Raw genomic sequence first — 22,399 nt, 5'->3', positions numbered from 1 at the left:
GTCATTTGAAAATGGGGATGTCAGTTGGCGACGACAATCCAAAGGCACTGACGATTGGACGTCGGTCATCCTCACGGAATTCGTTCCAATGCGCATAAACCATATTAGCCATAGCTATTCTGGCGGAGGTGCCGCCATCGCTGCCCGCAGGCTGCATCTTGCCTTGCTGTCCAAAGGGACGAATTCGCACATGACCGTCGTCGATGGCCCGGACGAGGATCGGATCACAAAATTCGCGCCGCGGAAAACACTAAAGCGGCTTTGCCAGCGTGAATACGCACGTCATCTGCGAAAGAAATATGCAAGAACTCAGGTGAATGGGTTGGCGTCTCTTGGTCTGGCAAGGTCGGGTCTGGCCGCGTATCTGAACAGCCAACCGTCGCAAATATTGAATTTGCATTGGGTGAATTCCGACATGATTTCGATTGCCGAGATCGGGGCGGTGAAACATCCCGTGGTCTGGACGTTTCATGACATGTGGCCGTTCTCCGGGGCCGAACATGTGAGCGAGCTGGACAGATGGCGTGACGGTTACGTGTCATCCGAATTCAGTGGGTTTGACCTGAACCGCTGGGTCTGGAAAAGAAAAGCCGCGCATTGGAAAAAACCTTTTCAGATCGTTTGCCCCAGCAATTGGCTGGCTGACTGTGTTCGGCAAAGTGCGTTGATGCGCGATTGGCCTGTCACCGTGATCCCCAACGCAATCGATACCGATTTCTGGGCACCTGTCGAAAAAGCCCAGGCGCGCGCTGATCTATCGCTGCCTCAGGACGCTCCGCTGGTATTGTTTGGTGCCGTCCAAGCGACTCAGGATCCCAACAAAGGCTTTGCCCACCTTGTCGAAGCTATGCGACGGGTGCATTCCGCCGTTCCTGATGTTCAGGCAGTTGTATTTGGTAGCGACAAGATCGATGCCGAATTTCCTTATCCGATCCATTTCATGGGGCGGATTAGCGACAACCGGGTGCTGAAGCGTATTTATTCGGCTGCAGATGTCTTTGTGTTGCCATCCCGGCGCGAAGTGCTGGGATATACAGGTGTCGAGGCCATGTGCTGTGGCGTTCCGGTCGCAGGTTTCAAAACCAGTGGGCTGTCGGATCTGGTTCCAAATCAAAGCCTGGGGTATTTGGCGCGCCCATTCGAGGCAGAAGACCTCGCACGAGGTGTTATCTCGATCCTCCAGAATCGCCACAATGAAACCGGGTTGGCCATGTCAGGTACTGCCCGGCAACATGCCGTGGACAGCTTTGCAGAGGCTGTGGTCGCTGGCCAATATCAGGCGCTCTATGAAGAGATCGCTGATAGCACTGAGTATGGATTTGGCGCAATATCAGAGCGTTGACGCCCGCCTAATCTTCGGCCTCGTGCATCAATTTTTGTTTGGCGATGTCTTCGTTGCGTTCGGCCTTCTTCCCGTCCCAAAGGCATTGTTCGACATAGGTTAAGTGCATGTCGACAGCGGCACGGGCAGCGGCCGGGTCGCGTGCCTGAAGCGCGGTGTTGATGGCGCGGTGCTGGTCCAGGATGGCCTCGCGCGTAGTTTGCTGCTGGAACATCATCTGGCGGTTATAGAACACGCCTTGCCGCAACAGATCGAACATTGACCGCATCATATGCAACATGACCACATTATGGCTGGCCTCGATGATAGCCATGTGGAATTGCGCGTCCAGCTGCGCCTCATCTTCGGTCGCATTGCTGGTATGGGCGGCTTCCATCTTTGCAAAAATCGTCTGTACCACCTTCAGGTCGCTGTCCGACCCCAACCGGGCCGCGCGTTCGGCCGCCAACCCTTCCATGTCGCGCCGGAACGAGAGGTAATCGAACACCGCCTCGTCATGGCTGCCGAACAGCCGGATCAGCGCCGGGGAGAAGGCTGAGCCCAGAACCTCGGCCACATAGATCCCGGATCCTGCTTTTGCTGTCAGCAACCCTTGGCTTTGCAGGTCCGCGATCGCGTCGCGCAGGGACGGCCGGGATACGCCCAGCCGCTCGGCCAATTCGCGTTCGGCGGGCAGACGTTCGCCGGGGCGCAGTATGCCGCGCAGTATCAGCAGTTCAATCTGGCGAACTACCGCGATTGAAAGCTTTTCGGTCTGAACTTTTTGAAATGGCATGCGGGCGTCATTCCGGAAATTGGTCAAATGATATGACCACGGATGGCGGCGAGGTTCAAGAATGCGGGGTCACGTGGTTTAAAATATTAGGTCAGTATTGTTGACTTTGTGATGTTCCTCTCTACGCTGGCCGTGACTGAGAGCGGAGGAGACTCATGTCTACGCACGAATTGTTCGCCACGCGGGCATCCCGGATGAAAGCGTCTGAGATACGCGAATTGTTAAAGCTGTTGGATCAGCCGGGGATCATCTCTTTTGCAGGCGGCATCCCCGATCCCGCGTTGTTTCCAGCCGAAGGGTTCGCGGCCGCCTTTCAAGCTGCGTTGGGGCCTGACCAGCAGGCTCAGGCGCTACAATATTCCGTCAGCGAAGGTTACGTCCCGCTGCGGGAATGGCTCGTCGACCACATGCGTTCAATCGGAGTGGAATGCGGGCTTGAGAACATCCTGATCACGTCAGGCTCGCAGCAGGCATTGGATTATCTGGGTAAACTCTATCTGTCGCCGGGCGATACTGCGCTGGTCGGATGGCCGACCTACCTGGGCGCATTGGCTGCATTCAATGCTTATGAACCACGTTTTGACCGGCTCAGCATCAATGGCAACCGGGGCGCGGCAGAATACGCGGCGTTAGCGGGCGAAGGCGCGGTCAAATTTGCCTATCTCTCGCCCGATTTCGCCAACCCGACAGGCGAAACCGTGGATCTGCGGGGGCGGGAAGCGCTGCTGGATCTGGCGGATGAGTTGAACTGTGCGGTGATCGAGGATGGCGCCTATCAGGCCCTGCGTTATGACGGTAATGCCATCCCCCCGGTTCTGGCACTGGAATTGGCGTGCAAAGGGTCGATTGAGGATTGCCGCACGATCTATTGTGGAAGCTTTTCGAAAACCTTGTCTCCGGGGTTGCGGGTTGGTTGGGTCGTGGCGGCAAAGCCAGTGATTTCTCAATTGGTGTTGATGAAACAGGCTGCCGATCTGCATTCGGCAACCATCAACCAGATGGCCATTGACCAGGTGGCACGGGTTTGTTTCGACACGCATATCCCGATGCTGCGTCGTGTCTACGGTGCCCGTCGCGACGCCATGTTGCAGGCGTTGCAGGACCATATGCCCGATGGCGTGCAGTGGACCAAGCCGGAAGGTGGCATGTTCGTGTGGTTGACATTGCCGGTCGGTACAAACGGGGCCGAACTGTTAGCCCGGGCGCTGGACACGGTCAAAGTAGCCTTTGTCCCGGGTGGGGCCTTTTTCCCGGACGGCAGCGGGACCAACACGATCCGGTTGAGTTTCTCGAACTCGGATGAGGATACGATCCGCGAAGGTATTCGCCGATTGGGTGAGGTTTTGCGCGCCTGATCGGCGGAAAGGTTTTGTTAACCTTGATGCTGCAATGCTGCGGGCATGATCCGGTATCTGTCCCTCCTAGTGCTGGCCGCTTGTTCGGCTGGCACGCCCCACTTTCGCGATGTGCCTGCGACCCGCGTTGCGGTGAATGGCAGTGTGTTTGACGTGCGGGTCCGCGATCAACTGGCCGAGGCTGTACGCATCAACTCTCAATATGCTCCGCGTCTTGACCCCATTCGGGACCGGGCCGCACTGGCTATGGCACAGGTGTCGGGTTGCCCGTTGTTGGATGTTCTGGGCGACGCTGCGGTCACCGTGGGCATTCTAGGTTGTGACCGGGAATTGGGGGAAAAGCTGATTCTCGGCAGCCTTCTTCGCGGTCCCTATGAATGTATCGACTATGGCTACTACGAAGACTATGGCTATCAGGTTTTTGAGTGCGCTTCTTACTGAGATACGCGCTTTTTTGCGTATTTTGGCAAGATATTGTGGATAACTTGGCGTGAAATCCCATATCCTGCGTTACTCCGTTGACTCACCCCCAATGGGTTGCGCAGACTTCCAGATATAGGAATCATGGGACGAGCGGCCTTTGCGGTTCAGCAAACTTAAACTCACCGGCTTCAAAAGCTTTGTTGACCCGACCGATCTGATTATCGCGGATGGGTTGACCGGTGTGGTGGGCCCAAATGGCTGCGGCAAGTCCAATCTTCTGGAAGCGTTGCGTTGGGTAATGGGTGAAAACCGCCCCAAATCCATGCGCGGTGGCGCGATGGAGGATGTGATCTTTGCCGGGGCCGCAACGCGTCCGGCCCGCAATTTTGCCGAAGTTGTCCTGACGATGGATAACTCGGAACGTTTGGCACCTTCGGGGTTCAATGACAGCGATCAGTTGGAAATTGTGCGTCGCATCACCCGCGATGTCGGCAGCGCTTACAAGACCAACGGCAAAGATGTTCGGGCGCGCGATGTCCAGATGCTTTTTGCCGATGCCTCGACCGGCGCGCATTCACCTGCACTGGTGGGGCAGAACCGCATCGCCGAGCTGATCAACGCCAAGCCCCGCGCGCGTCGCCGCATTCTGGAAGAGGCGGCCGGTATCTCGGGCCTTTATCAGCGCCGCCACGAGGCGGAGCTTAAGCTGAAGGGCACCGAATCCAACCTGACCCGTGTGGATGACGTTCTTGAACAGCTTGGCACCCAATTGGGGCAGCTTGCGCGGCAGGCGCGTCAGGCCGCACGGTACCGTGAGATTGGGGAGCAACTACGGCAGGCTGAAGGCATGCTGCTCTATCGCCGCTGGAAAGAGGCTGACATGGCCCGCCAACAGGCCGAAGACGTCTTGCGCGAGCGGATCACCGAAGCCTCGCGCGCGGAGGCCGAAGCCCGCGCCGCCAGCGCCAAGCGGTCTGAAATCGAGGAAATTCTGCCGCCTCTGCGCGAGGAAGAGGCAATCGCCGCCGCCGTCTTGCAACGACAGCAGGTACAGCGCGACCAACTGGCTGATCAGGAAACCCGCGCGCGTCAGACGATCGAGACGCTGACCAACCGAATTCAGCAATTGGCCAACGATATCGAACGCGAAACCGGCCTGAACCGGGACGCGGGCCAGATGATTGAGCGTCTGGAATGGGAAGCGCGCGAACTGGCCAAAGCGGCAGATGGGCATGACGACAAAGTGGCTGAGGCCGCCGAGATCGCGCGCGAAGCCGCATCCGTGCTGCAAGATCGAGAAGATCACCTGTCGCAGGAAACCGAAGATGTGGCGCGTCTTGTGGCGCGTCACCAGTCGGCTCAGCGTTTGGTCGAAGACAGCCGCAAGACGCTGACCCGGTCCGAAGGCGAAGAAGAGAAAGCCCGTGCTGCGGTAGACGAAGCCCGCAATGCTTTGACCCGCGCCAGCGAAGCGTTTGAGGAAGCGCAAGAGGGTGAGGAAGAAGCGCGCGAGGCCGCTGAGGCCGCCGACGAAGCGCTGGCCGCAGCGGACGAACTGCGCAATGAAACGCAAGCGAGAGAAGCCGAAGCGCGCGCCCAGCGGTCTGAGGCCGAGGGTGAACTGGGCGCAATCCGTGCCGAGACATCCGCCTTGGCCAAGCTGGTCGAACGGGATACGGCCGAAGGCGGGCAGGTCTTGGATCTGCTGCGGGTCGAGCCCGGCTATGAAAAGGCGCTGGGGGCGGCACTGGCTGACGACCTGCGTACACCGTTGGTCGATGCCGATGGACCATCCGGCTGGGTGCAGGTGTCAGGCTACGATGCAGATCAGCCCCTGCCCGATGGGGCAGAACCATTGGCGTTGCATGTCTCGGGCCCAGACCGTCTGAGCCGCCGGATCGCTCAGATCGGATTGGTTGATGCGGATCAGGGCGCGCGGCTGCAAGCCTCATTAAAGCCGGGGCAGCGTCTGGTGTCCCGTTCAGGTGACTTGTGGCGTTGGGACGGGTTCCGGGCATGGGCCGAAGATGCGCCAAGCGCTGCAGCCTTGCGGTTGGAGCAGCTCAACAAGCTTGAAGCTCTGAAACAGGAGCTTACCCGCGCCGAAGCGCAGGCTGATGGTGCCCGCGCGGCACATGAGGCGCTGTCGCAGCAACTGGCGGATGTCACCGAGGCAGACCGCCGCGCACGCGAAGCTCGACGCGCCGCCGACCAGCGGATGGCAGAATCCGCGCGCGGGCTGAGCCGGGCCGAGGCTGACCGCAATCTGGCGCAGGGCAGGTTGGAAACGCTTACCCTTGCCGTTGACAGACACAAGGATGATGCCATGTCTGCCCGCGCGCAACTGCGCGAGGCCGAAGGCGCTCTGGCCGGCCTGGGTGACGTCGACAGCGCGCGCGCGCAGGTCGAGGATATCAAACAGACGGTTGAGGCCGCGCGGATCACCATGCTGACCCATCGCTCATCCCATGATGAGCTGCGCCGTGAAGGCGAGGCACGAACCCGGCGGGCCCAGGAAGTGACCAAGGACCTCAGTGGCTGGCGGCACCGGTTGGATTCAGCAGAAAAACGTATCGCGGAATTGGTCGAACGCAAGGAAAGCTCTGAGGAAGAACTGTCTGAGGCGATGGCCGCCCCTGGTGAGATCGCCGAAGCCCGCGAAGAACTGAACGAGTTGATCGAGACAGCCGAGGCCCGGCGTGCCGAGGCCGCCGACAAGCTTGCCGAGGCTGAGACGCAGCAGCGCGAAGTCGTGCTGGCCGAGCGAGAAGCTGAACGTTTGGCGTCTGAAGCCCGCGAATCCCGTGCAGCGGCTGAGGCGCGCTGTGACGCAGCCAAAGAAAGCGTCGTGGCAGCTGCTGAGCGGATCGCTGAAGATCAGCAGTTGACGCCGAACCAGTTGCTGAACCAACTGGATGTGAACCCTGACCAGATGCCTGCAGCCGACGCGCTGGAGGCCGAAGTAAACCGCCACAAGCGCCAGCGAGACGCGATGGGTGCGGTGAACCTGCGGGCCGAAGAAGACGCCAAGGAAGTTCAGGAAGAGTTCGATACGCTGAACACCGAAAAGGCTGATCTGGAAGAAGCGATCAAGGCCCTGCGCAGTGGGATTGCCAGCCTTAACCGGGAAGGCCGTGAGCGTCTTTTGACCGCGTTTGAGCAGGTGAATTCGAACTTTGCCATGCTGTTTAAGCACCTGTTCGGTGGCGGTGAGGCGAATCTGGTCATGGTCGAAAGCGACGATCCGCTGGATGCCGGGCTGGAAATCATGTGCCAGCCACCGGGCAAGAAGCTATCCACCCTCAGCCTGCTTTCGGGCGGCGAGCAGACCTTGACGGCGACCGCGCTGATCTTTGGCGTCTTCCTCGCCAACCCCGCGCCGATCTGTGTGCTGGATGAGGTCGACGCGCCACTGGATGACGCCAACGTCACCCGTTTCTGCGACCTGCTGGACGAAATGTGCCGCCAGACGGACACTCGCTTCCTGATCATCACCCACCATGCGGTGACCATGGCGCGGATGGACCGGCTGTTTGGCGTGACCATGCAGGAACAGGGCGTCAGCCAGCTGGTTTCGGTCGATCTGAAAAAGGCCGAACAGATGGTCGCCTGATCGTTCACTGCAACGTTATGCCTCAATCGCCGCGTGGCGGGTTAAGGTGGCAGCATGACCCGATATCTGATCTTTGCCTTGTTGGCTGCCAGCCCGGTTGTGGCAGCGGAATGGCCAACAAAACCCGGAGATGTCCCGCTTTCATCTGCCGAGCTGGACGCCCTCGCGGGGCGAACGCTGACCTTCTATGACGACGGACAGTCTAAGTTTTCGGCTGGTGGGGCTTATTCCTTTACCTACGCCAGCGGGGATTCCGCGTTTGGGACATATTCCATTGCCGACGACGGCAGTGTCTGCATCACGTATCGTAACGGGTTCAGCCGCTGCGATCTCTATGTACGCAGCGGTAAGCGCCTAGTTCTGATTGACGAGAAAGGCGACAGATACCCGGTCCGGCCTGAATGAGTTTGGTAGCCGCCTTGACGATCAGGCATCGAATCCAAGTAGGGCATTAGTTGATTTAAGATTCGCGTTTTGCGTTGTCATTTGATCGAAATATTGCCGAATGCTCGCGAAGAATGGTGAGTTTTCCTATCTGAGCCGGTGGTATGCTCTCAAAAAAATTCATACTCAATGGGGCTAACAGATGTGCCGATTTCTGGCTTGGGCAGGCGCAAAGCGTTATCTAGATGAATTGGTTCTGAACCAAGAGCAATCGCTTGTCATTCAGAGCCGAAATGCTCTGATCGGAAAGACGCCGATCAACGCAGATGGATTTGGCCTTGCCTGGTATTCCGAACGTGAGACGCCTTGTTTTTACAAGGACACTAACCCCGCCTGGTCGGATGCCAATCTTAAACAGCTAACGCATCACACCCGGTCGCATCTCTTTCTGGCCCATGTGCGGGCATCAACGGGTACTGCAACTTCGCGGAACAACTGCCACCCGTTTGGCGTTGGAAAATGGAGTTTTATGCATAATGGGCAGGCCGGAGGGCATGACCGTATCCGGCAGGAGTTGGACGGGATGATACCACCTGACCTCTACAGCCACCGGCTTGGCGCAACCGAAAGCGAAGCGATTTTCCTGATTGCCCATGGCGAAGGTCTGGATATCGATCCGATCGGCGCCATGGAGCGGGCAGTCCAACGTGTCGAAGATCTGTCACGACGGCGAGGTACAATGCCATATCTTCGCTTTGCCGCTTGTTGGTCCGACGGCGATCGCCTTTTTGCCGCCCGATATGCCTCGGACCGCTTTGCCCCAAGCCTCCACTACAAGGCGTGTAAGGATGGGTTCATTATTTCGTCCGAACCGTTGGACGCGAATAGCGGCGAATGGACTGAAATCCCTGCCAATACGGCGATTGAAACGCGGGGAGGGGCGTTGACTTCACACGCGTTTGAACCAAAAGCGCCGCATCACCGCGCCGAGGTTGCATAACTCTGTGGTGTTGCGTCCCGATGCGTCCCGTCTGTGCGGGACGCATCGGGGCTCATAACTGATTGAGCAAATCAGCTGTTGGCCACGCATCCGCGGGCAACCCCAGCCGTGCCTGTTCGGCCTGAACGGCAGCCCGCGTGCCGGCACCCAGAATACCATCGATCTTGCCCACATTATGCCCACGCGCTTGAAGCTTGGTCTGCAATTGCTTCATCTGCGCGCCCGACAGGCCTTGTGGCGGGGAACCTGCGTCATAGATTTGGCCGCCCTCCAACCGCGTACCGAAATAGGCAGCCGTCAGGACATAAACAAAGCTCTGGTTCCATTCGAAATAGACGTCAAAGTTTGGGTAGGCCAAGAATGCGGGGCCGTTGCGACCCTGTGGCAGGATCAGCGACGCGGGCAGATTGGCCAGAGATCCGCTGCGCGCTTGAACGCCCATCGCCTGCCATTCGGATACGGACCGCGACTTGCCGGGGCCGGACAGGGACCAGTCCATCTGGGCGGGAACAGTTACCTCCTGCAGCCAGGGCTCACCCGGACGCCAGCCCAAATGCGACAGCATCTTGCCGCCCGACATCAGCGCATCCGGGGCTGAGGTTTTTAGCGAGACCTTGCCGTCGCCATCCCCGTCCACGCCATTTTCCAGAATGTCGCGGGGCAACATCTGCACCATACCGATCTCACCTGCCCAGGCTCCGGTCGTGCGGTTGGGGTCGAAATCCCCTTGGCTGTAGAGCTCGATGGCTGCAAAAACCTGTGGTCGAAACAACTCAGGTCGGCGGCAGTCATGCGCCAGAGTGACCAGAGCGTTGCGGGTGTTGAAGTCACCTTGTACCGCGCCATAGTCGGTCTCGAACGCCCAGAACGCCAGCAGTACACCGCGCGACACGCCATATTCCCGCTCAATCCGGTCAAACACCGCATCGTATTTGCGAGACATGGATTTGCCGCGATCAATCCGGTTTTGCGAAATCAGACGGCGTGAAAAATCGATGAAAGGTATTTGGAATACGCCTTGCGCCCGATCCGCCTTTAGAACCGCGCTGTCCTGCTGAACACCTTTGAAAAAGCTGTTCACGGTGGATTTATCGAACCCTTGCTGAACGGCCTCGGCCTTCAGACCCTTCACAAAGGAATTGAACCCGCCGCCACATTGGGCCAGGGCGGGAGAGGCGAGCAGGGTGGCGGCAATGATGCCCGAGAGTAAACGCATTTTAGGGTCCGTCAGAAAATAAAGCTGACCCCAACCCACACCGACACGAGGCCCAGCGCAAGCCCCCAAACCCGCCAAAGCATGTCACATGCGCGGAAAATCTCCGGCGCGCCGATGTTACGTGGCGCATCACCGTTGACCCAGGCCAGATCGCAGACCTGTCCGTCATAGCTGCGCGGCCCGGCAAGGGCGACGTTTAAGGCGCGCGCCATCGCGGCCTCGGGCCAACCGGCGTTGGGTGAGATATGGCGACGTGCATCCGCGACCATTTCTGGCCAGCGCGCCCATTGACCGGATAGCGCCACGATCATCACGCAGGTCAGACGGGCGGGAATGAGGTTCAACAAATCGTCCAGACGCGCCGCGGCCCAGCCGAAGTCGCGGTACTTTTCCGACCGGTAGCCGATCATGCTATCGGCAGTGTTGACCGCCTTGTAGATCAGCAACCCCGGCAGGCCCGCGACCAGAAACCAAAACGCGGGCGCAATTACGCCGTCGCTGAGATTTTCTGCAGCGCTTTCAATAGCGGATCGCGCGACCTGCGCGTCGGTCATGTCCCGCGTATCGCGCGAAACGATCATGGCGACTTTGGCGCGGCCCTCGGTTAAGGAGGAGCGAAGCCCATCACCGACATCGCGCACATGGGTCACCAGTGACTTCTGTGCCAGCAGAATTGCGGCAAGGACGATTTCGATCACCGGCCCAAACAAGGTCAGCGTGCGGCCCAGAATCACTGCGCCAAAGATCAGCAGCAGCACGATGGCCACGCCTTTCAAGCGCCTATTCGTTCCGCGGTTCAGGCGCAGGTCCAACCAGCCGATGACAGTGCCGATCATCACTGCCGGATGACGAATGCGCGACCAGATCCAATCTGGCTCTCCAAGCGCCGCGTCCAGACACATGGCGCAAACCAGCAGAAAAGCCGTGCTCACAACGCGGCCTCAAGCTGACGCCATCCGTCTGCAGGCGGCAAGCCAAGGCGCAGATAAGTGTTTGAGTAGGGGAATATGCGGCTCCAGATATGGGCGCGGGCCAGCTTGGCCTGCCAAGCGGCGGCATCGTCGACGTCATAAAGGCGGAACAACGTGGTGCCGCCGACCAGTTTTGCCCCCTTGCCGGTCATGATCCGGTCTAGCTGTTCTGTCGCTGCCGCCAACTGCTGACGGGTTGCTTTGGCCCAGTCCGTGTCCCGCAGCGCCCGTTCCCCGATCCGAAGGGCAGGGCCAGAGACAGACCACGGCCCGGTCAAATCGTTCAGCTTTGAGATCAAATCAGGGCGGCCAATTGCAAATCCCAGTCGTAGCCCGGCCAAGCCCCAGAACTTGCCGAAACTTTTCAACACGATCACACCGGGCTGCTCGGCCAGATGAATTAGGGATACGTCAGGGCAAACGTCACAAAAACTCTCATCAATCACGGTCAGCGGGGCATCGGCGTCCTCTACGGTCCAGATACGTCCATCCGGGTTATTCGGGTGCACAAGGACGCGCGCCTCGGCTGGACCGTTCGATTGAACAGTCCAACCCTGCGCAGAAAAAGCTGCCGCGTGTTCGTTGTAGGTGGGTGCTGTGATCTGAACCCGACCCGTCGCAACAAGCGCAGGCATGCGGGCGATTACTGCTGATGCGCCGGGCGCGGGCAGAATCGCGGCACCTTCGGGAACAGACCAGAACTGGCGTGCTGCGGCAGACAGCCGTTCGAACGCACCATGATCCGGCAGCGCGGCCCAATCCGACGGGTTCAGTCCCGACACCGGATATGGGTGTGGGTTGATGCCGGTGGACAGGTCAAGCCAATCGTCGCGTGCCCCGCCGAACCGGGCGATAGCACCGTCCAGCCCGCCGCCATGGTCGCGCGCGGCACGGGGGTTCAAATCTGCGTTCGGGCTTGCCATCGGTGTTCTCGTCGGAATTGCGCGTTTGTTGTGCTTCAAGCGGATTTTTGCCGCTTACACAAGCAAATCCGCGTGATCGGCCCGGTTGACCGGCACCGTTAACACTTTGTTAAGGAATAAGCGTGATCACAAACCACGGGGGTCGGCACCGCACACTCTACCAAGTGCCGAGGTTGTTGCAAATGAATGTACTGATTGTTGAGAGTAACCCCGACCTTGGTCGGGTCTGGAAAAGACATCTGGAACGGCAAGGCGCCGAAGTGACGCTTGTTGCCGGGCAAGAGGCTGCGATCCTTGCGTTGTATGGCACGGATTTCGATATCATCGTGTTGGATCTGGTGCTGGAAAATGGCAGTGCGTTGGCAGTGGCTGATTTCGCCAGCTATCGCCGCCCCGAGGCGCGAGTGATCTTTGTTACCAACACCACCTTTTTTTCAGACGGTTCGATCTTTGCCCACAGTCCAAACGCGTGCGCTTATGTGCAAAGCGGCACGCCGCCAGAAGATCTGGCGGCGATGGTTGAACATTACGCGGCGGGCCGCTGACCACGCCCGTGCGGTTCCATGTAGTCCAAAACCGGGTTGGTCGGGATGATCCGATGCGGATTGATGCTTTCGTGGCTATAGTGATAGTGGCGCACGATGTGGTGCATGTTCACCGTCGAAGCGACGCCCGGCCATTGATACAGCTCGCGCGTATAAGCCCACAGGTTGGGGTAATCGATCAGTCGCCGCCGGTTGCATTTGAAATGCAGATGATAGACGGGATCGAACCGGATCAGCGTCGTGAACAACCGCCAGTCAGCCTCAGTCAGGCGATCCCCCATCAGATAACGTTTTGAAGCCAAACGATCCTCTAACCAGTCCAGCGTTTCAAACAGCGGGTCCACGGCGGCGTCATAAGCTTGTTGGCTGGTGGCAAAGCCGGATTTGTAGACGCCGTTGTTGACGTTGGAATAGATGCGCGCATTCACCTCTTCGATCTCATCGCGCATCGCTTCGGGCCAATAATCGTCGGCGTTGCCGGTAATCCCGTCAAAGGCCGAGTTGAACATGCGGATGATTTCCGAGCTTTCGTTCGAAACGATCGTCTGCTGTTTCTTGTCCCACAGGATCGGCACTGTGACACGACCCGAATATGTCGGGTCGGCCTTGGTGTAAATCTGGTGAGCAAAGCCCAGACCGTACAGTGTGTCCCCGGTTGCGCCGTAGTCATCAGTCTCGAAGGTCCAGCCTTTGTCCAGCATGTCGGGATGTACCACCGAGACTGAGACGTGCTTGTTCAAACCTTTCAGTTCCCTGAAGATCAGAGTGCGGTGCGCCCATGGACAGGCCAGGCTGACATAGAGGTGGTAGCGGTCGGTTTCAGCGTTGAAGCCACCCTTGCCCGATGGTCCGGCGCTGCCATCTGCCGTCAGCCAATTGCGAAACTGCGCGGCGCTGCGTTTGAACGCGCCGCCCGTGGATTTGGTGTCATACCAAGTGTCGTGCCATTTACCGTCGACCAACAGGCCCATTGCTCATGCCCTCCGAAAAGCGTTTGCGCCAAACATAGGCGGGTACATGGGGCGTTCCTATGCGAGGGCGCGCGCATCCTTCCTGCGCATACGCACAGGAAGGATTGGGATTTCTGTGCAACAAATTGAAATCCCGGCGCTGACTGTGATCAGGTTCACTGGATTTTTATAATTTGCGCCTCACAATAGAATACACTGCCGGGGGAGATATTTTTATGAGTACTTATGTTTCAAAGGAAATTACTGCCGAATTGGATGCGGCGCGAATCGCAGGATTGAAAAAGATCAGCCGCCTTCGTGTCGATATTGGCGACAATACCTACAAGATTCTTCGATTGTGGAAAGACGGATTTACAGTTGAGGCCGAAACCACGCCTCAACTGCGCGGGCTTGTGGATATCTATGATGGTGTCAGTCACTTGTACCAATGCCTAATCATCGCGGATGAGGATGAAGCAGGCGAAATGCGGTACGAGTTTAAACGCAGCACGGCCGCAGCCGACAAGGCTCCGCTGGATTTCTACCGCGCGCCGGACGCGCCGATTGCGTTGCTTGGGCACAAGGATTGAGGGCAGGGCCAACGACATCGCCGTTGGCCGCCTCGTTCACTGCAAATCAGCAAATGCATGCTTTAGCCGGGCGCATGCCTCTTCGACCCGTGCACGCTGAGTGGCCAAGTTAAACCGTTCGAAGGTCTCACCACCTGCGCCGAAACCGGGGCCTGAGGACGTTGCGATTTTGGCATCTTCGCGCAGGCGGCGGACAAACTCTTCATGGGTCATGCCGGTTCCTGAGAATTCTACCCAAGCCAGATAAGTAGCCTGCAATGGCATGGACCACAGACCAGGGATCTCGGCGATTGCTGCGTCAAAGACCTGGCAGTTGCCCGCAAGATGCGCGACCTGCTCGTCAACCCATGCCGCACCCTCGGGCGAATAGGCGGCAGTTATCATCGCCACGCCCAACGCGCTGGGGTCATAGTCCAGCGTCTGAATGCGGTGCCGCATGGCCGCGCGCAGTTTGGGGTCCGGAATGATCATGTTACCGGTGCGTTGACCGGCGATGTTAAATGTCTTGGACGCCGCAGTCAGGGTCACGGTCCACGGCCGCGCATCCGGCGCAGCCACATCCATCGGCACGAACGTATTGCCAGGATAAACCAGATCGTGGTGGATCTCATCCGAGACCAAAATCAACCCATTACGTTCGGCGAATGCGGCCACGGCACGCAGATCATCCGGTGTCCACACCCGGCCCGAGGGGTTTTGCGGCGAGCACCACAGCAACAGCTTTTCCGACCCGTCCAGACGCGACTGAGCGTCGTCCAGATCCAGGCCATAGGTTTCGCCTTGGCGAACTAGCGGGCACTCGACAACGCGACGTCCCGATTTGTTCACCTTGTGGGCAAACTCATGGTAGACGGGGCTGAAGATGACGACGCCGTCGCCGGGTTCGCTCCAGACATCCAGAGACAGGGCGATCGCATTGCCTAACCCCTGTGAAGTCAGCACCCAATCGGTGTCGATGTCCCAGCTATGGCGGTTCTTCATCCACCACTGAATCGATGCCAGATATTCCGGGTGAATCCACGAATACCCAAAGACCCCATGGTCAGCCGCTTTGCGAACCGCATCAATTACGCAAGGCGCTGTTGGGTAATCGGAATCTGCCGTCCACATGGCCAGCCCGTCCTGCGGGGGCACACCGTAGATTTGCTCCATCTTATCCCATTTTGAACTGTTGGTTCCCCGGCGGTCGATCAGGTCGTTGAAAGTCATGTCTGCTCCATCTGTCCGGACGAAAGCTAGCTACAATTCCAGCGGGTGCAAGGGGGGCGTTGCGGTGCAGTGCGGGATGGCCTAAATCAACCCCATGAAACGTAATATCCTGATCCATCCCGACCCCCGCCTGAAAAAGGGCTGCGCGCCTGTGGCAGATATCAGCGACGAGCTGCGCAAGCTGGCCGACGACATGCTGGAGACGATGTATGACGCGCCTGGCGTTGGTCTGGCCGCGCCTCAGATCGGCGTGCTGGATCGGTTGATCGTGTTGGACTGCATTAAGGAAGAGGGCGAAGCCCCGCGTCCGTTGATCATGTTCAACCCCGAGGTTATCGCCTCGTCCGATGAGACCAATGTCTACGAGGAAGGTTGCCTGTCGATCCCCGAGCAATTCGCCGAAGTCACGCGCCCCAAAGTGGTTGATGTCACGTGGATTGACCAGGATGGGAACTTGCAACAGGAAACATTCGACGGCCTGTGGGCGACCTGTGTTCAGCATGAGATCGACCATTTGAACGGCAAGCTGTTCATCGACTATCTCAAGCCGCTGAAACGGCAGATGATCACGCGGAAGATGCAGAAACTAAAGCGCGAGCAGGCCCGCGCATGACCGCTCGCACCTGCCTGCCATGGCCCGATAAACGCCTGCGCACCAAGGCGGAGGACGTCGCCGAGATCACCGATGAAATCCGTGCCATCTGGGACGACATGATCGACACGATGGAAGCGATGCCCGGTGTTGGCCTTGCCGCGCCGCAGATCGGCGTGATGTTGCGACTGGCTGTGGTGGACGGCTCGGCTGAACGCGGTAAGGCTGTGCGTCTGGCCAACCCGGAAATCCTGCACAGCTCAATCGAATTGCGCGAACATGATGAGGCCAGCCCGAACCTGCCTGGTGTTTCGGCCAAGGTGAAGCGCCCACGCGCGGTGACGGTCAAGTTCCTGAATGAGCAGGGGATAGTGGATCGCCGCGACTTTGTCGGGATCGAAGCCACAAGCGTACAGCACCAGATCGACCATCTGAACGGGAAGATGTATTTCGACCGGCTCAGCAAGGTCAAACGGGACATGCTTCTGCGCAAAGCCAAAAAGCTGGGGTAGAGATGCGCGTTGTATTCATGGGTACGCCCGACTTTTCGGTTCCGGTTCTGGATGCGCTGGTCGAAGCTGGGCATGATATCGTCGCCGTGTATTGCCAGCCCCCGCGCCCGGCTGGTCGGGGCAAAAAGGACCGACCGACACCGGTTCACGCACGGGCCGAAGCGTTAGGCCTGACTGTCCGCCATCCGGTGTCTCTGAAATCGTCAGATGAACAGGATGCCTTTGCTGCACTGAACGTAGATGTGGCTGTGGTGGTCGCTTATGGCCTGATCCTGCCGCAGCCCATTCTGGACGCGCCTGCCCAGGGATGTCTGAATATCCATGCCAGCCTGTTGCCGCGCTGGCGCGGGGCGGCCCCGATCCATCGCGCCATCATGTCCGGCGATGCGCAAACCGGTATCTGCATCATGCAGATGGAGGCCGGTCTGGACACAGGCCCGGTTCTTATGCGCGAAGCAACCGATATCGGGATCGAGGAAACCACCGACCAGTTGCATGACCGGCTGTCGATAATGGGCTCCAAACTGATCGTTGAGGCTTTGCATGACCTGCCGGATCTGACGCCCGAGCCGCAGCCCGAGGTCGGTGTGACCTATGCCGCCAAGATCGACAAATCAGAGGCACGGATTGACTGGTCCCGGCCCGCAGCCGAGGTGGACCGGCAGATCCGCGGTCTGTCCCCGTTCCCAGGTGCCTGGACCGAGATTGACGGAGACCGCGTGAAACTACTGGCGTCGCGTCTGGCCGAGGGGCAGGGCGTACCCGGCGAAGCTCTGGACGATGCCTTGACAGTAGCTTGCGGCGAGGGTGCCGTTGATCTGTTGCGCCTGCAACGGGCGGGCAAAGGCGCACAGGATAAGGAAACCTTTCTGCGGGGCTGGCCTGTGGCCAAGGGAAGTCGGATTTAGAAGGAATAACAGACTTGTACATGACTTTGATGGGGACGGTGTTAATCGCAGCCGTCGTTGGAAGCCTCGCGGAGAAAACCGGGTTTACCCGAAACGGCTATCTGCAATCTATCATCATTTGTATCGGCGGTGCCTTTCTGTTTTTCTTTGCTCAGATCATGTTTGGCAGGATGTTCGGGTTTAGCCTTGCTTTTGGGTCCCCGGGATTGAACGCTATTGTGTCATCCGTCGGCGCGCTGATCATCGTGCCGACTCATTGGAGGAAGTGACATGCCTGTCATCGCCCTGATCGTCATCGGAGCCGCCGCAGGGTTCCTAGCCACCCGTTTAATGCGGATCGAGGCCAACATTCCCACAACCATGTTGATTGGCATCGTTGGTGCACTGGTTGGCGGATTTCTGTTGCGGGCTTTGATCACCGTGGCAGGATGGTTGTCCGGTTTTGTGGGTGCCGTTCTGGGGGCTCTGCTGGTGATCTGGATCTGGCAGACCTATCTACGACGTTGAGCGGGGCTACCGCTCGTCGCAAATCACTGTTGATCCCAACGATTTGGAATTGCGCGTCGCCATATTGAAGCGATTGGCTTCCTCTGCTGACATCCAGTGCATTTCGTCCTCGGACGCTGCATCAAGCGTGAACCAATAAAAGGCCGGGTCGACACCAATATCATTGAAATAGTCGAGATAGCGATCGTGCTCGGGGTGGTTTTCGGGCAGGTTGGCAGCCACATATCCGCCGCCGCCCCAGCTATGAACCCCGACACATGCGCCAGGTTCCAGAGTGCGACGATTGCCTGCCAGGAACAGATCGGTGCCACCAGAGGCGACCAAGCCGTTTGAGGGCACCACAGTATCGAACCCTTCGTCTCGCACAACGCGGCTGAAAACGACATTTGCATCATCATCGACCGAGCCTTCGATGTTCTGCAGTACAAGTGTCTTGATCTCGGGATTGGCCGCAGTGATTTCTTCAAAAGCGCTGAGTGTCGTGTGATCAATAGCCCCCGAAGCAACGATTTCGTCGCCTTGTACAACGAAGCTGACCGCGTCGTATCGCTCTGCACACGCACCCAGAAGAGCTAGTGAGGCGACAAAAATGGGGAAAGTGAATTTCATTTCAGTTCTCATTTCTGTGGCACAGGAAATGCAGATCGAACATTTTGCACCCATTTATTGCCGCGGCGGGCGCGCCTTGTAAACCGGAAGCCGCCAGCCAAACACCAATGATCCCGCCCGCAATGCCCAGCAGATCAACGCACATGCGGCCAGTGTGGCCAGCTCGTCGAAACCAAGTTGGGTCGCAATCACAGCGGCAAAAGCCCCGGCAAACGCGCAAGAGACGTAGAGCTCACCCTGTTTCAGGACCAGTGGCACTTCGTTGCAGACCACGTCCCGCATCAGGCCGCCAAGGCAGCCCGTTGTGACGCCCATCAGCACAACGATGACACCGGATTGGTTCAGAGACAAGGCTGCGCCAGCACCTGCTGCCGCGGCAATCGACAGAGCGAAACTGTCCAGCCAGACCAGCAAGTTGTATCGGCTTTCGACCAAATGGGCAGTGAAAAACACCACCACGGCAGCCGCTGTGGCGATCAGGATATAGTCCGGTTGACCAACCCAGAACACCGGGTGCCGGTCCAGCAGCAGGTCGCGGACGGTTCCGCCGCCCACAGCAGTCAGGCAGGCCATAAAGGCAAAACCCACCAAATCCAGCTGTGCCCGACTGGCCACCAATGCACCCGTCAGGGCAAAAACCAGAACTGAGGCATAATCGAGCAGTGCAAGACCGCTCACGTTTGGGCCTTTTTTGGTTTGAACGGGGCCATGCCCGCGCGGGCCAACTCGTCGGCTTTTTCGTTTTCGGGATGGCCTGCATGGCCCTTGACCCATTCCCAGGTCACGTCATGGCGCGCCTGCGCTTCGTCCAGTCGCTGCCACAGATCGACATTCTTGACTGGTTTCTTATTCGAGGTCTTCCAGCCGTTGCGTTTCCAGCCGAAAATCCAGCCGGTCACACCGTTCTTTACATAGGCGCTGTCGGTTACCACGGTGATCTTCGAGGCCCGCTCCAGCGTTTCCAGCGCGCTGATCGCGGCCAGCAATTCCATGCGATTGTTGGTGGTTTCAGCCTCGCCGCCGTTCAGTTCGCGCTCTTTCAGGACTTTTTCGCCGTCCATTGCGCGCATCAGCACGCCCCAGCCCCCCGGGCCAGGATTGCCCGAACAGGCACCATCGGTATAGGCAAACAACTCAGGCATGGGCGATCACCAGAATAAAGCCGTCATAAGACCCGGCCAGACCTTTGCCCACTCCGGTTGTAATCCGGTCAATTGTGAACCCTGCCTCGGCCAGCGCCTCTTCGATCTCGGTCTGTGAGAAATAGGTGTAATAGCGATCAATGTCGTCACGGTGTTCACCGGTTCCCAGTTTCAGACCAAGGAAAAAGATACCCTCAGGCTTGAGTGCGCGGTGGATGGCCGCCAAATGGCGCGGAAAATCCTTGCGCGGCGCATGCAGCAGCGAAAAGCTGGCATAGATGCCGTCAAACGTGGCCACTTCGGTCACATCGTCAAATGTACCGACATGCGCATCTACGCCATTTTCGCGGGCGTGTTCCACAAAGGCCGGCGTCGCATCCAAAGCCCGAACCCGCAGCCCCTCACGCAGGAAAAACATGCTATCTGCGCCGGGTCCTGAGCCGAGATCCAGCACATAGCCACCCGGCGCAACCGCTTCGGCAAAGGCCATACGCGCTTCGATCTGTTCGGGCGGCAATGGGACGCTCAGATACTCGGCAACACGCGTGGTGTAGGCATCAATTGTCTTGCGATCGGTCACAGGTACACTCCTACGGCAAGGCATATCAGGACGATGGCTGTCAGCAGAACACGCAGCCTCAGCCACCATGTTGGGGTCAACCGCCAATATGCAAATATCGCATCCAACATCAGCAAACCGGCGAAGCCGTACATCAGGTTGATGCCCGCCTCGACAGGTCCACCGCCGGTCATGAAAAACGCCCAAAGCGCCGGGAGGACTGACAGCACATAGCACGTCGCTGCCTTACTGCCCGAGGTCTTGGTGGCGAACCCCCACAGAACACCGGACATAAAACTTAAGATCACCGAGCCGTAGAACAGTTGAATATACGGCCCGACGAACCGCGACCCAAGCTCTTGCCTGCCCCAATCCTGCAAATCGCCGTTCAAGGAGGTCAGCGCGCCCCAAATGAACGGGATCAGCCCCGCCAGCGCCAGAACCAACGGCGCCCTGGGGACGCCTCTCATGCGGTTTGCCTCAGGACGCGAGGCACTTTGAATTCGACATTTTCGACGGCAGTTTCGACCAGTTCAACCGTTACGTCATAGTGGTTGTTGAAAGCGTCAATCACCTCATTCACCAGCACCTCGGGTGCTGACGCGCCTGCGGTAATGGCGATGGTTGAGATGCCTTCCAGCGCCCGCCAGTCGATATCGTGGGCGCGCTGCACCAATTGCGCATAATTGCACCCGGCGCGCGCAGCAACCTCGACCAGTCGGCGTGAGTTCGAAGAGTTCGGTGCGCCTACAACCAGCAAAGCATCCGATTTCGGAGCCACGGCCTTAACGGCCTCTTGCCGGTTCGTGGTGGCGTAGCAAATGTCCTCTTTATGCGGGCCAACGATGGCCGGGAACCGGGCTTCGAGGGCCGCGATAATGTCCTTGGTGTCATCCACCGAAAGCGTCGTCTGGGTGACAAATGCCAGCTTTTCCGGATTGCGCACCTGAACCGAGGCCACGTCATCAACGGTTTCAACCAGCAGCACTTCGCCGTCGGGCAATTGGCCCATGGTGCCGATGGTTTCTGGATGGCCCTTGTGGCCGATCATGATCATTTGCAATCCGGCTTCTGCATGTCGCTGAGCCTCGACATGAACCTTGGAGACCAGCGGGCAGGTGGCATCGACATAGATCATCTCGCGCTGGGCCGCCGACGCGGGAACGGATTTCGGTACGCCATGCGCCGAAAAAATAACGGGTCGGTCGTTAGGACACTCGTCCAGCTCTTCGACAAAAACGGCCCCCTTGGCGCGCAGACCATCGACGACAAATTTGTTGTGCACGATTTCATGCCGCACATAGACCGGAGCCCCCCATTTCTGCAGCGCCATTTCAACGATCTTGATCGCTCGGTCGACACCGGCGCAGAACCCGCGCGGCGCGGCGAGGTATAGGGTAAGGGGCGGCTTGGTCATGTCTTGGTCTCCATAGGCCACAGGTAAGTCTTTTCCCGGCTATGGTCTAGACAGGACATTGTCATTGATCTGACATGAATCACTGCTAGCCAGCAGGTGTTTCAGTACCTGCTTTTAGTTAAAGAAGCGCGGCCAGGTTGGTACAGCCTGACCGCGCTAATTTCTTCCCCCGGGCTTGGTGAGTGGCCGGGTCTTACTGTCCACCCGCAGCAACGCTGCGTGGCTCCATGGGCATTTCACGCGGAGGTCGCCCGATCACGTCGCGCAGGTCTTCAAGTTCGATGAAGTTGTCAGCCTGGCGGCGCAGCTCGTCCGAGATCATCGGTGGCTGGCTGCGGATGGTCGAAACCACCGAAACGCGCACGCCTTGACGCTGCAGGCTGGCAATCAGCGGGCGAAAATCCCCATCGCCCGAAAACAGCACAATATGATCGACCCGCGGTGCCAGTTCCATGGCGTCGACTGTCAGTTCGATATCCATGTTACCTTTGACTTTCCGACGCCCCATGCTGTCGGTGTATTCCTTCGCCGGTTTTGTCACCATGGTGAAGCCGTTGTAATGCAGCCAGTCAACCAAGGGGCGGATCGGGGAATACTCGTCGTTTTCCAATAGCGCCGTATAGTAAAAAGCCCGAAGCATCTTGCCGCGGCGCATAAACTCCTGGCGCAGCAATTTGTAGTCGATGTCAAACCCCAGTGCTTTTGCGGCCGCATAAAGATTCGAGCCGTCGATGAACAGCGCTAGCCGTTCGTCTTTATAGAACATAAATAGGTCCTTCCGGTACAATACAGGACGCCGTGGTGTTACGTGAGTGGGTATTTGGAAATATGCGGCGCGCTGATCTTCTATAATTAGG

The 22,399-nt window shown here is 58.4% G+C and carries 26 protein-coding genes; 13 read left to right on the top strand and 13 right to left on the bottom strand.

From position 1 onward, the window contains the following. Positions 1–88 precede the first annotated feature (88 nt). Positions 89–1,342 carry a glycosyltransferase gene (locus AC2FID_RS14980; RefSeq protein ID WP_496755560.1) on the top strand — a complete coding sequence of 418 codons (1,254 nt, stop codon included), beginning with the start codon at positions 89–91 and terminating at the stop codon, positions 1,340–1,342. A gap of 7 nt (positions 1,343–1,349) precedes the next feature. Here the strand turns inward: AC2FID_RS14980 and AC2FID_RS14975 are convergent, their stop codons facing one another. After that, on the bottom strand, positions 1,350–2,117 hold the full coding sequence (locus AC2FID_RS14975; protein ID WP_058278970.1) for an FCD domain-containing protein: 768 nt from the start codon (positions 2,115–2,117) through the stop codon (positions 1,350–1,352). Between the two features lie 155 nt (positions 2,118–2,272). On the opposite strand from AC2FID_RS14975, the gene AC2FID_RS14970 reads away from it, so the two are divergent. The 5 genes from AC2FID_RS14970 (at position 2,273) to AC2FID_RS14950 (ending at position 8,892) form a co-directional block, all read left to right on the top strand. After that, positions 2,273–3,472, top strand: coding sequence for an aminotransferase-like domain-containing protein (locus tag AC2FID_RS14970; protein ID WP_282153165.1), 1,200 nt, complete (start codon positions 2,273–2,275; stop codon positions 3,470–3,472). Between the two features lie 45 nt (positions 3,473–3,517). Then, positions 3,518–3,913, top strand: coding sequence for a hypothetical protein (locus AC2FID_RS14965; RefSeq protein ID WP_282153166.1), 396 nt, complete (start codon positions 3,518–3,520; stop codon positions 3,911–3,913). A gap of 139 nt (positions 3,914–4,052) precedes the next feature. Continuing rightward, positions 4,053–7,508, top strand: a complete 3,456-nt coding sequence (locus AC2FID_RS14960; RefSeq protein ID WP_496837491.1) for a chromosome segregation SMC family protein — start codon at positions 4,053–4,055, stop codon at positions 7,506–7,508. Between the two features lie 54 nt (positions 7,509–7,562). Beyond that, a complete protein-coding gene (locus tag AC2FID_RS14955) occupies positions 7,563–7,913 on the top strand; it encodes a hypothetical protein (protein ID WP_109312259.1) in 351 nt (116 codons plus the stop codon). Between the two features lie 181 nt (positions 7,914–8,094). Then, positions 8,095–8,892, top strand: a complete 798-nt coding sequence (locus tag AC2FID_RS14950) for a class II glutamine amidotransferase (RefSeq protein WP_282120838.1) — start codon at positions 8,095–8,097, stop codon at positions 8,890–8,892. A gap of 52 nt (positions 8,893–8,944) precedes the next feature. On the opposite strand, the gene AC2FID_RS14945 is transcribed toward AC2FID_RS14950, so the two are convergent. Genes AC2FID_RS14945 through cobD form a run of 3 tightly spaced genes read right to left on the bottom strand, consistent with a single transcriptional unit; the run spans position 8,945 to position 12,002 of the window. Next, positions 8,945–10,108, bottom strand: a complete 1,164-nt coding sequence (locus AC2FID_RS14945) for a lytic murein transglycosylase (protein ID WP_109312261.1) — start codon at positions 10,106–10,108, stop codon at positions 8,945–8,947. A gap of 11 nt (positions 10,109–10,119) precedes the next feature. Further along, positions 10,120–11,040 (bottom strand): adenosylcobinamide-phosphate synthase CbiB, encoded by a 921-nt coding sequence (gene cbiB, locus AC2FID_RS14940; protein ID WP_282169920.1) that lies wholly within the window; start codon positions 11,038–11,040, stop codon positions 10,120–10,122. Beyond that, positions 11,037–12,002 (bottom strand): threonine-phosphate decarboxylase CobD, encoded by a 966-nt coding sequence (cobD, locus tag AC2FID_RS14935; RefSeq protein ID WP_496837488.1) that lies wholly within the window; start codon positions 12,000–12,002, stop codon positions 11,037–11,039. The genes cbiB and cobD overlap by 4 nt, the downstream gene beginning before the upstream one ends. A 182-nt stretch (positions 12,003–12,184) precedes the next feature. On the opposite strand from cobD, the gene AC2FID_RS14930 reads away from it, so the two are divergent. After that, entirely contained in the window at positions 12,185–12,547 is a 363-nt protein-coding gene (locus AC2FID_RS14930) for a response regulator transcription factor (RefSeq protein WP_108861296.1), read from the top strand. On the opposite strand, the gene AC2FID_RS14925 is transcribed toward AC2FID_RS14930, so the two are convergent. Further along, positions 12,529–13,518 carry a glutathione S-transferase family protein gene (locus AC2FID_RS14925; RefSeq protein ID WP_058278961.1) on the bottom strand — a complete coding sequence of 330 codons (990 nt, stop codon included), beginning with the start codon at positions 13,516–13,518 and terminating at the stop codon, positions 12,529–12,531. The genes AC2FID_RS14930 and AC2FID_RS14925 overlap by 19 nt on opposite strands. Before the next feature lie 215 nt (positions 13,519–13,733). On the opposite strand from AC2FID_RS14925, the gene AC2FID_RS14920 reads away from it, so the two are divergent. After that, complete coding sequence (locus AC2FID_RS14920) at positions 13,734–14,087, top strand: hypothetical protein (protein WP_109312266.1); 354 nt, start codon at positions 13,734–13,736, stop codon at positions 14,085–14,087. 36 nt (positions 14,088–14,123) lie between these two features. On the opposite strand, the gene AC2FID_RS14915 is transcribed toward AC2FID_RS14920, so the two are convergent. Continuing rightward, entirely contained in the window at positions 14,124–15,296 is a 1,173-nt protein-coding gene (locus AC2FID_RS14915; protein WP_496837486.1) for a MalY/PatB family protein, read from the bottom strand. Between the two features lie 94 nt (positions 15,297–15,390). On the opposite strand from AC2FID_RS14915, the gene def (AC2FID_RS14910) reads away from it, so the two are divergent. Genes def (AC2FID_RS14910) through AC2FID_RS14890 form a run of 5 tightly spaced genes read left to right on the top strand, consistent with a single transcriptional unit; the run spans position 15,391 to position 17,815 of the window. Then, a complete protein-coding gene (def, locus tag AC2FID_RS14910; protein ID WP_496837484.1) occupies positions 15,391–15,909 on the top strand; it encodes a peptide deformylase in 519 nt (172 codons plus the stop codon). Continuing rightward, positions 15,906–16,400: a peptide deformylase gene (def, locus tag AC2FID_RS14905; RefSeq protein WP_282169917.1), complete on the top strand. Its 495-nt coding sequence runs from the start codon at positions 15,906–15,908 to the stop codon at positions 16,398–16,400. The genes def (AC2FID_RS14910) and def (AC2FID_RS14905) overlap by 4 nt, the downstream gene beginning before the upstream one ends. Before the next feature lie 2 nt (positions 16,401–16,402). Beyond that, positions 16,403–17,308 (top strand): methionyl-tRNA formyltransferase, encoded by a 906-nt coding sequence (gene fmt, locus AC2FID_RS14900; RefSeq protein ID WP_496837482.1) that lies wholly within the window; start codon positions 16,403–16,405, stop codon positions 17,306–17,308. Positions 17,309–17,322: 14 nt separating this feature from the next. Further along, on the top strand, positions 17,323–17,577 hold the full coding sequence (locus tag AC2FID_RS14895) for a hypothetical protein (RefSeq protein WP_282120846.1): 255 nt from the start codon (positions 17,323–17,325) through the stop codon (positions 17,575–17,577). A gap of 1 nt (position 17,578) precedes the next feature. Continuing rightward, positions 17,579–17,815, top strand: coding sequence for a GlsB/YeaQ/YmgE family stress response membrane protein (locus AC2FID_RS14890; RefSeq protein ID WP_058273291.1), 237 nt, complete (start codon positions 17,579–17,581; stop codon positions 17,813–17,815). 6 nt (positions 17,816–17,821) lie between these two features. Here the strand turns inward: AC2FID_RS14890 and AC2FID_RS14885 are convergent, their stop codons facing one another. The 7 genes from AC2FID_RS14885 to AC2FID_RS14855 form a co-directional block, all read right to left on the bottom strand. Beyond that, on the bottom strand, positions 17,822–18,424 hold the full coding sequence (locus tag AC2FID_RS14885; RefSeq protein WP_472724362.1) for a COG3904 family protein: 603 nt from the start codon (positions 18,422–18,424) through the stop codon (positions 17,822–17,824). A 54-nt stretch (positions 18,425–18,478) separates the two neighbouring features. After that, positions 18,479–19,102, bottom strand: a complete 624-nt coding sequence (locus AC2FID_RS14880) for a trimeric intracellular cation channel family protein (RefSeq protein WP_496767186.1) — start codon at positions 19,100–19,102, stop codon at positions 18,479–18,481. Continuing rightward, on the bottom strand, positions 19,099–19,566 hold the full coding sequence (rnhA, locus tag AC2FID_RS14875) for a ribonuclease HI (RefSeq protein WP_108861286.1): 468 nt from the start codon (positions 19,564–19,566) through the stop codon (positions 19,099–19,101). The genes AC2FID_RS14880 and rnhA overlap by 4 nt, the downstream gene beginning before the upstream one ends. Further along, positions 19,559–20,146, bottom strand: a complete 588-nt coding sequence (locus AC2FID_RS14870; RefSeq protein WP_496837479.1) for a class I SAM-dependent methyltransferase — start codon at positions 20,144–20,146, stop codon at positions 19,559–19,561. Before AC2FID_RS14870 ends, rnhA begins: the two co-directional genes overlap by 8 nt. Next, the gene (locus AC2FID_RS14865; RefSeq protein WP_496723284.1) at positions 20,143–20,595 is read right to left on the bottom strand and encodes a DUF3429 domain-containing protein; all 453 of its coding nucleotides are present in this window, start codon (positions 20,593–20,595) and stop codon (positions 20,143–20,145) included. The genes AC2FID_RS14870 and AC2FID_RS14865 overlap by 4 nt, the downstream gene beginning before the upstream one ends. Continuing rightward, positions 20,592–21,542, bottom strand: a complete 951-nt coding sequence (gene ispH, locus AC2FID_RS14860; RefSeq protein ID WP_109312305.1) for a 4-hydroxy-3-methylbut-2-enyl diphosphate reductase — start codon at positions 21,540–21,542, stop codon at positions 20,592–20,594. Before ispH ends, AC2FID_RS14865 begins: the two co-directional genes overlap by 4 nt. Positions 21,543–21,735: 193 nt before the next feature. Continuing rightward, positions 21,736–22,308, bottom strand: a complete 573-nt coding sequence (locus AC2FID_RS14855) for a LabA-like NYN domain-containing protein (RefSeq protein ID WP_058278950.1) — start codon at positions 22,306–22,308, stop codon at positions 21,736–21,738. Positions 22,309–22,399 lie beyond the last annotated feature (91 nt).

The organism is Ruegeria sp. CDSC068 (genome assembly GCF_059610545.1).
This window is presented reverse-complemented; position numbering and strand designations above follow the sequence as displayed.

Excerpts from the sequence above, each read along its gene's own strand:
- AC2FID_RS14980 (WP_496755560.1), top strand. The coding sequence starts at position 89 with ATGCGCATAAACCATATTAGCCATAGCTATTCTGGCGGAGGTGCCGCC.
- AC2FID_RS14975 (WP_058278970.1), bottom strand. The coding sequence starts at position 2,117 with ATGCCATTTCAAAAAGTTCAGACCGAAAAGCTTTCAATCGCGGTAGTT.
- AC2FID_RS14970 (WP_282153165.1), top strand. The coding sequence starts at position 2,273 with ATGTCTACGCACGAATTGTTCGCCACGCGGGCATCCCGGATGAAAGCG.
- AC2FID_RS14965 (WP_282153166.1), top strand. The coding sequence starts at position 3,518 with ATGATCCGGTATCTGTCCCTCCTAGTGCTGGCCGCTTGTTCGGCTGGC.
- AC2FID_RS14955 (WP_109312259.1), top strand. The coding sequence starts at position 7,563 with ATGACCCGATATCTGATCTTTGCCTTGTTGGCTGCCAGCCCGGTTGTG.
- AC2FID_RS14950 (WP_282120838.1), top strand. The coding sequence starts at position 8,095 with ATGTGCCGATTTCTGGCTTGGGCAGGCGCAAAGCGTTATCTAGATGAA.
- AC2FID_RS14945 (WP_109312261.1), bottom strand. The coding sequence starts at position 10,108 with ATGCGTTTACTCTCGGGCATCATTGCCGCCACCCTGCTCGCCTCTCCC.
- cobD (WP_496837488.1), bottom strand. The coding sequence starts at position 12,002 with ATGGCAAGCCCGAACGCAGATTTGAACCCCCGTGCCGCGCGCGACCAT.
- AC2FID_RS14930 (WP_108861296.1), top strand. The coding sequence starts at position 12,185 with ATGAATGTACTGATTGTTGAGAGTAACCCCGACCTTGGTCGGGTCTGG.
- AC2FID_RS14925 (WP_058278961.1), bottom strand. The coding sequence starts at position 13,518 with ATGGGCCTGTTGGTCGACGGTAAATGGCACGACACTTGGTATGACACC.
- AC2FID_RS14920 (WP_109312266.1), top strand. The coding sequence starts at position 13,734 with ATGAGTACTTATGTTTCAAAGGAAATTACTGCCGAATTGGATGCGGCG.
- AC2FID_RS14915 (WP_496837486.1), bottom strand. The coding sequence starts at position 15,296 with ATGACTTTCAACGACCTGATCGACCGCCGGGGAACCAACAGTTCAAAA.
- def (WP_496837484.1), top strand. The coding sequence starts at position 15,391 with ATGAAACGTAATATCCTGATCCATCCCGACCCCCGCCTGAAAAAGGGC.
- def (WP_282169917.1), top strand. The coding sequence starts at position 15,906 with ATGACCGCTCGCACCTGCCTGCCATGGCCCGATAAACGCCTGCGCACC.
- fmt (WP_496837482.1), top strand. The coding sequence starts at position 16,403 with ATGCGCGTTGTATTCATGGGTACGCCCGACTTTTCGGTTCCGGTTCTG.
- AC2FID_RS14890 (WP_058273291.1), top strand. The coding sequence starts at position 17,579 with ATGCCTGTCATCGCCCTGATCGTCATCGGAGCCGCCGCAGGGTTCCTA.
- AC2FID_RS14885 (WP_472724362.1), bottom strand. The coding sequence starts at position 18,424 with ATGAAATTCACTTTCCCCATTTTTGTCGCCTCACTAGCTCTTCTGGGT.
- rnhA (WP_108861286.1), bottom strand. The coding sequence starts at position 19,566 with ATGCCTGAGTTGTTTGCCTATACCGATGGTGCCTGTTCGGGCAATCCT.
- AC2FID_RS14865 (WP_496723284.1), bottom strand. The coding sequence starts at position 20,595 with ATGAGAGGCGTCCCCAGGGCGCCGTTGGTTCTGGCGCTGGCGGGGCTG.
- ispH (WP_109312305.1), bottom strand. The coding sequence starts at position 21,542 with ATGACCAAGCCGCCCCTTACCCTATACCTCGCCGCGCCGCGCGGGTTC.
- AC2FID_RS14855 (WP_058278950.1), bottom strand. The coding sequence starts at position 22,308 with ATGTTCTATAAAGACGAACGGCTAGCGCTGTTCATCGACGGCTCGAAT.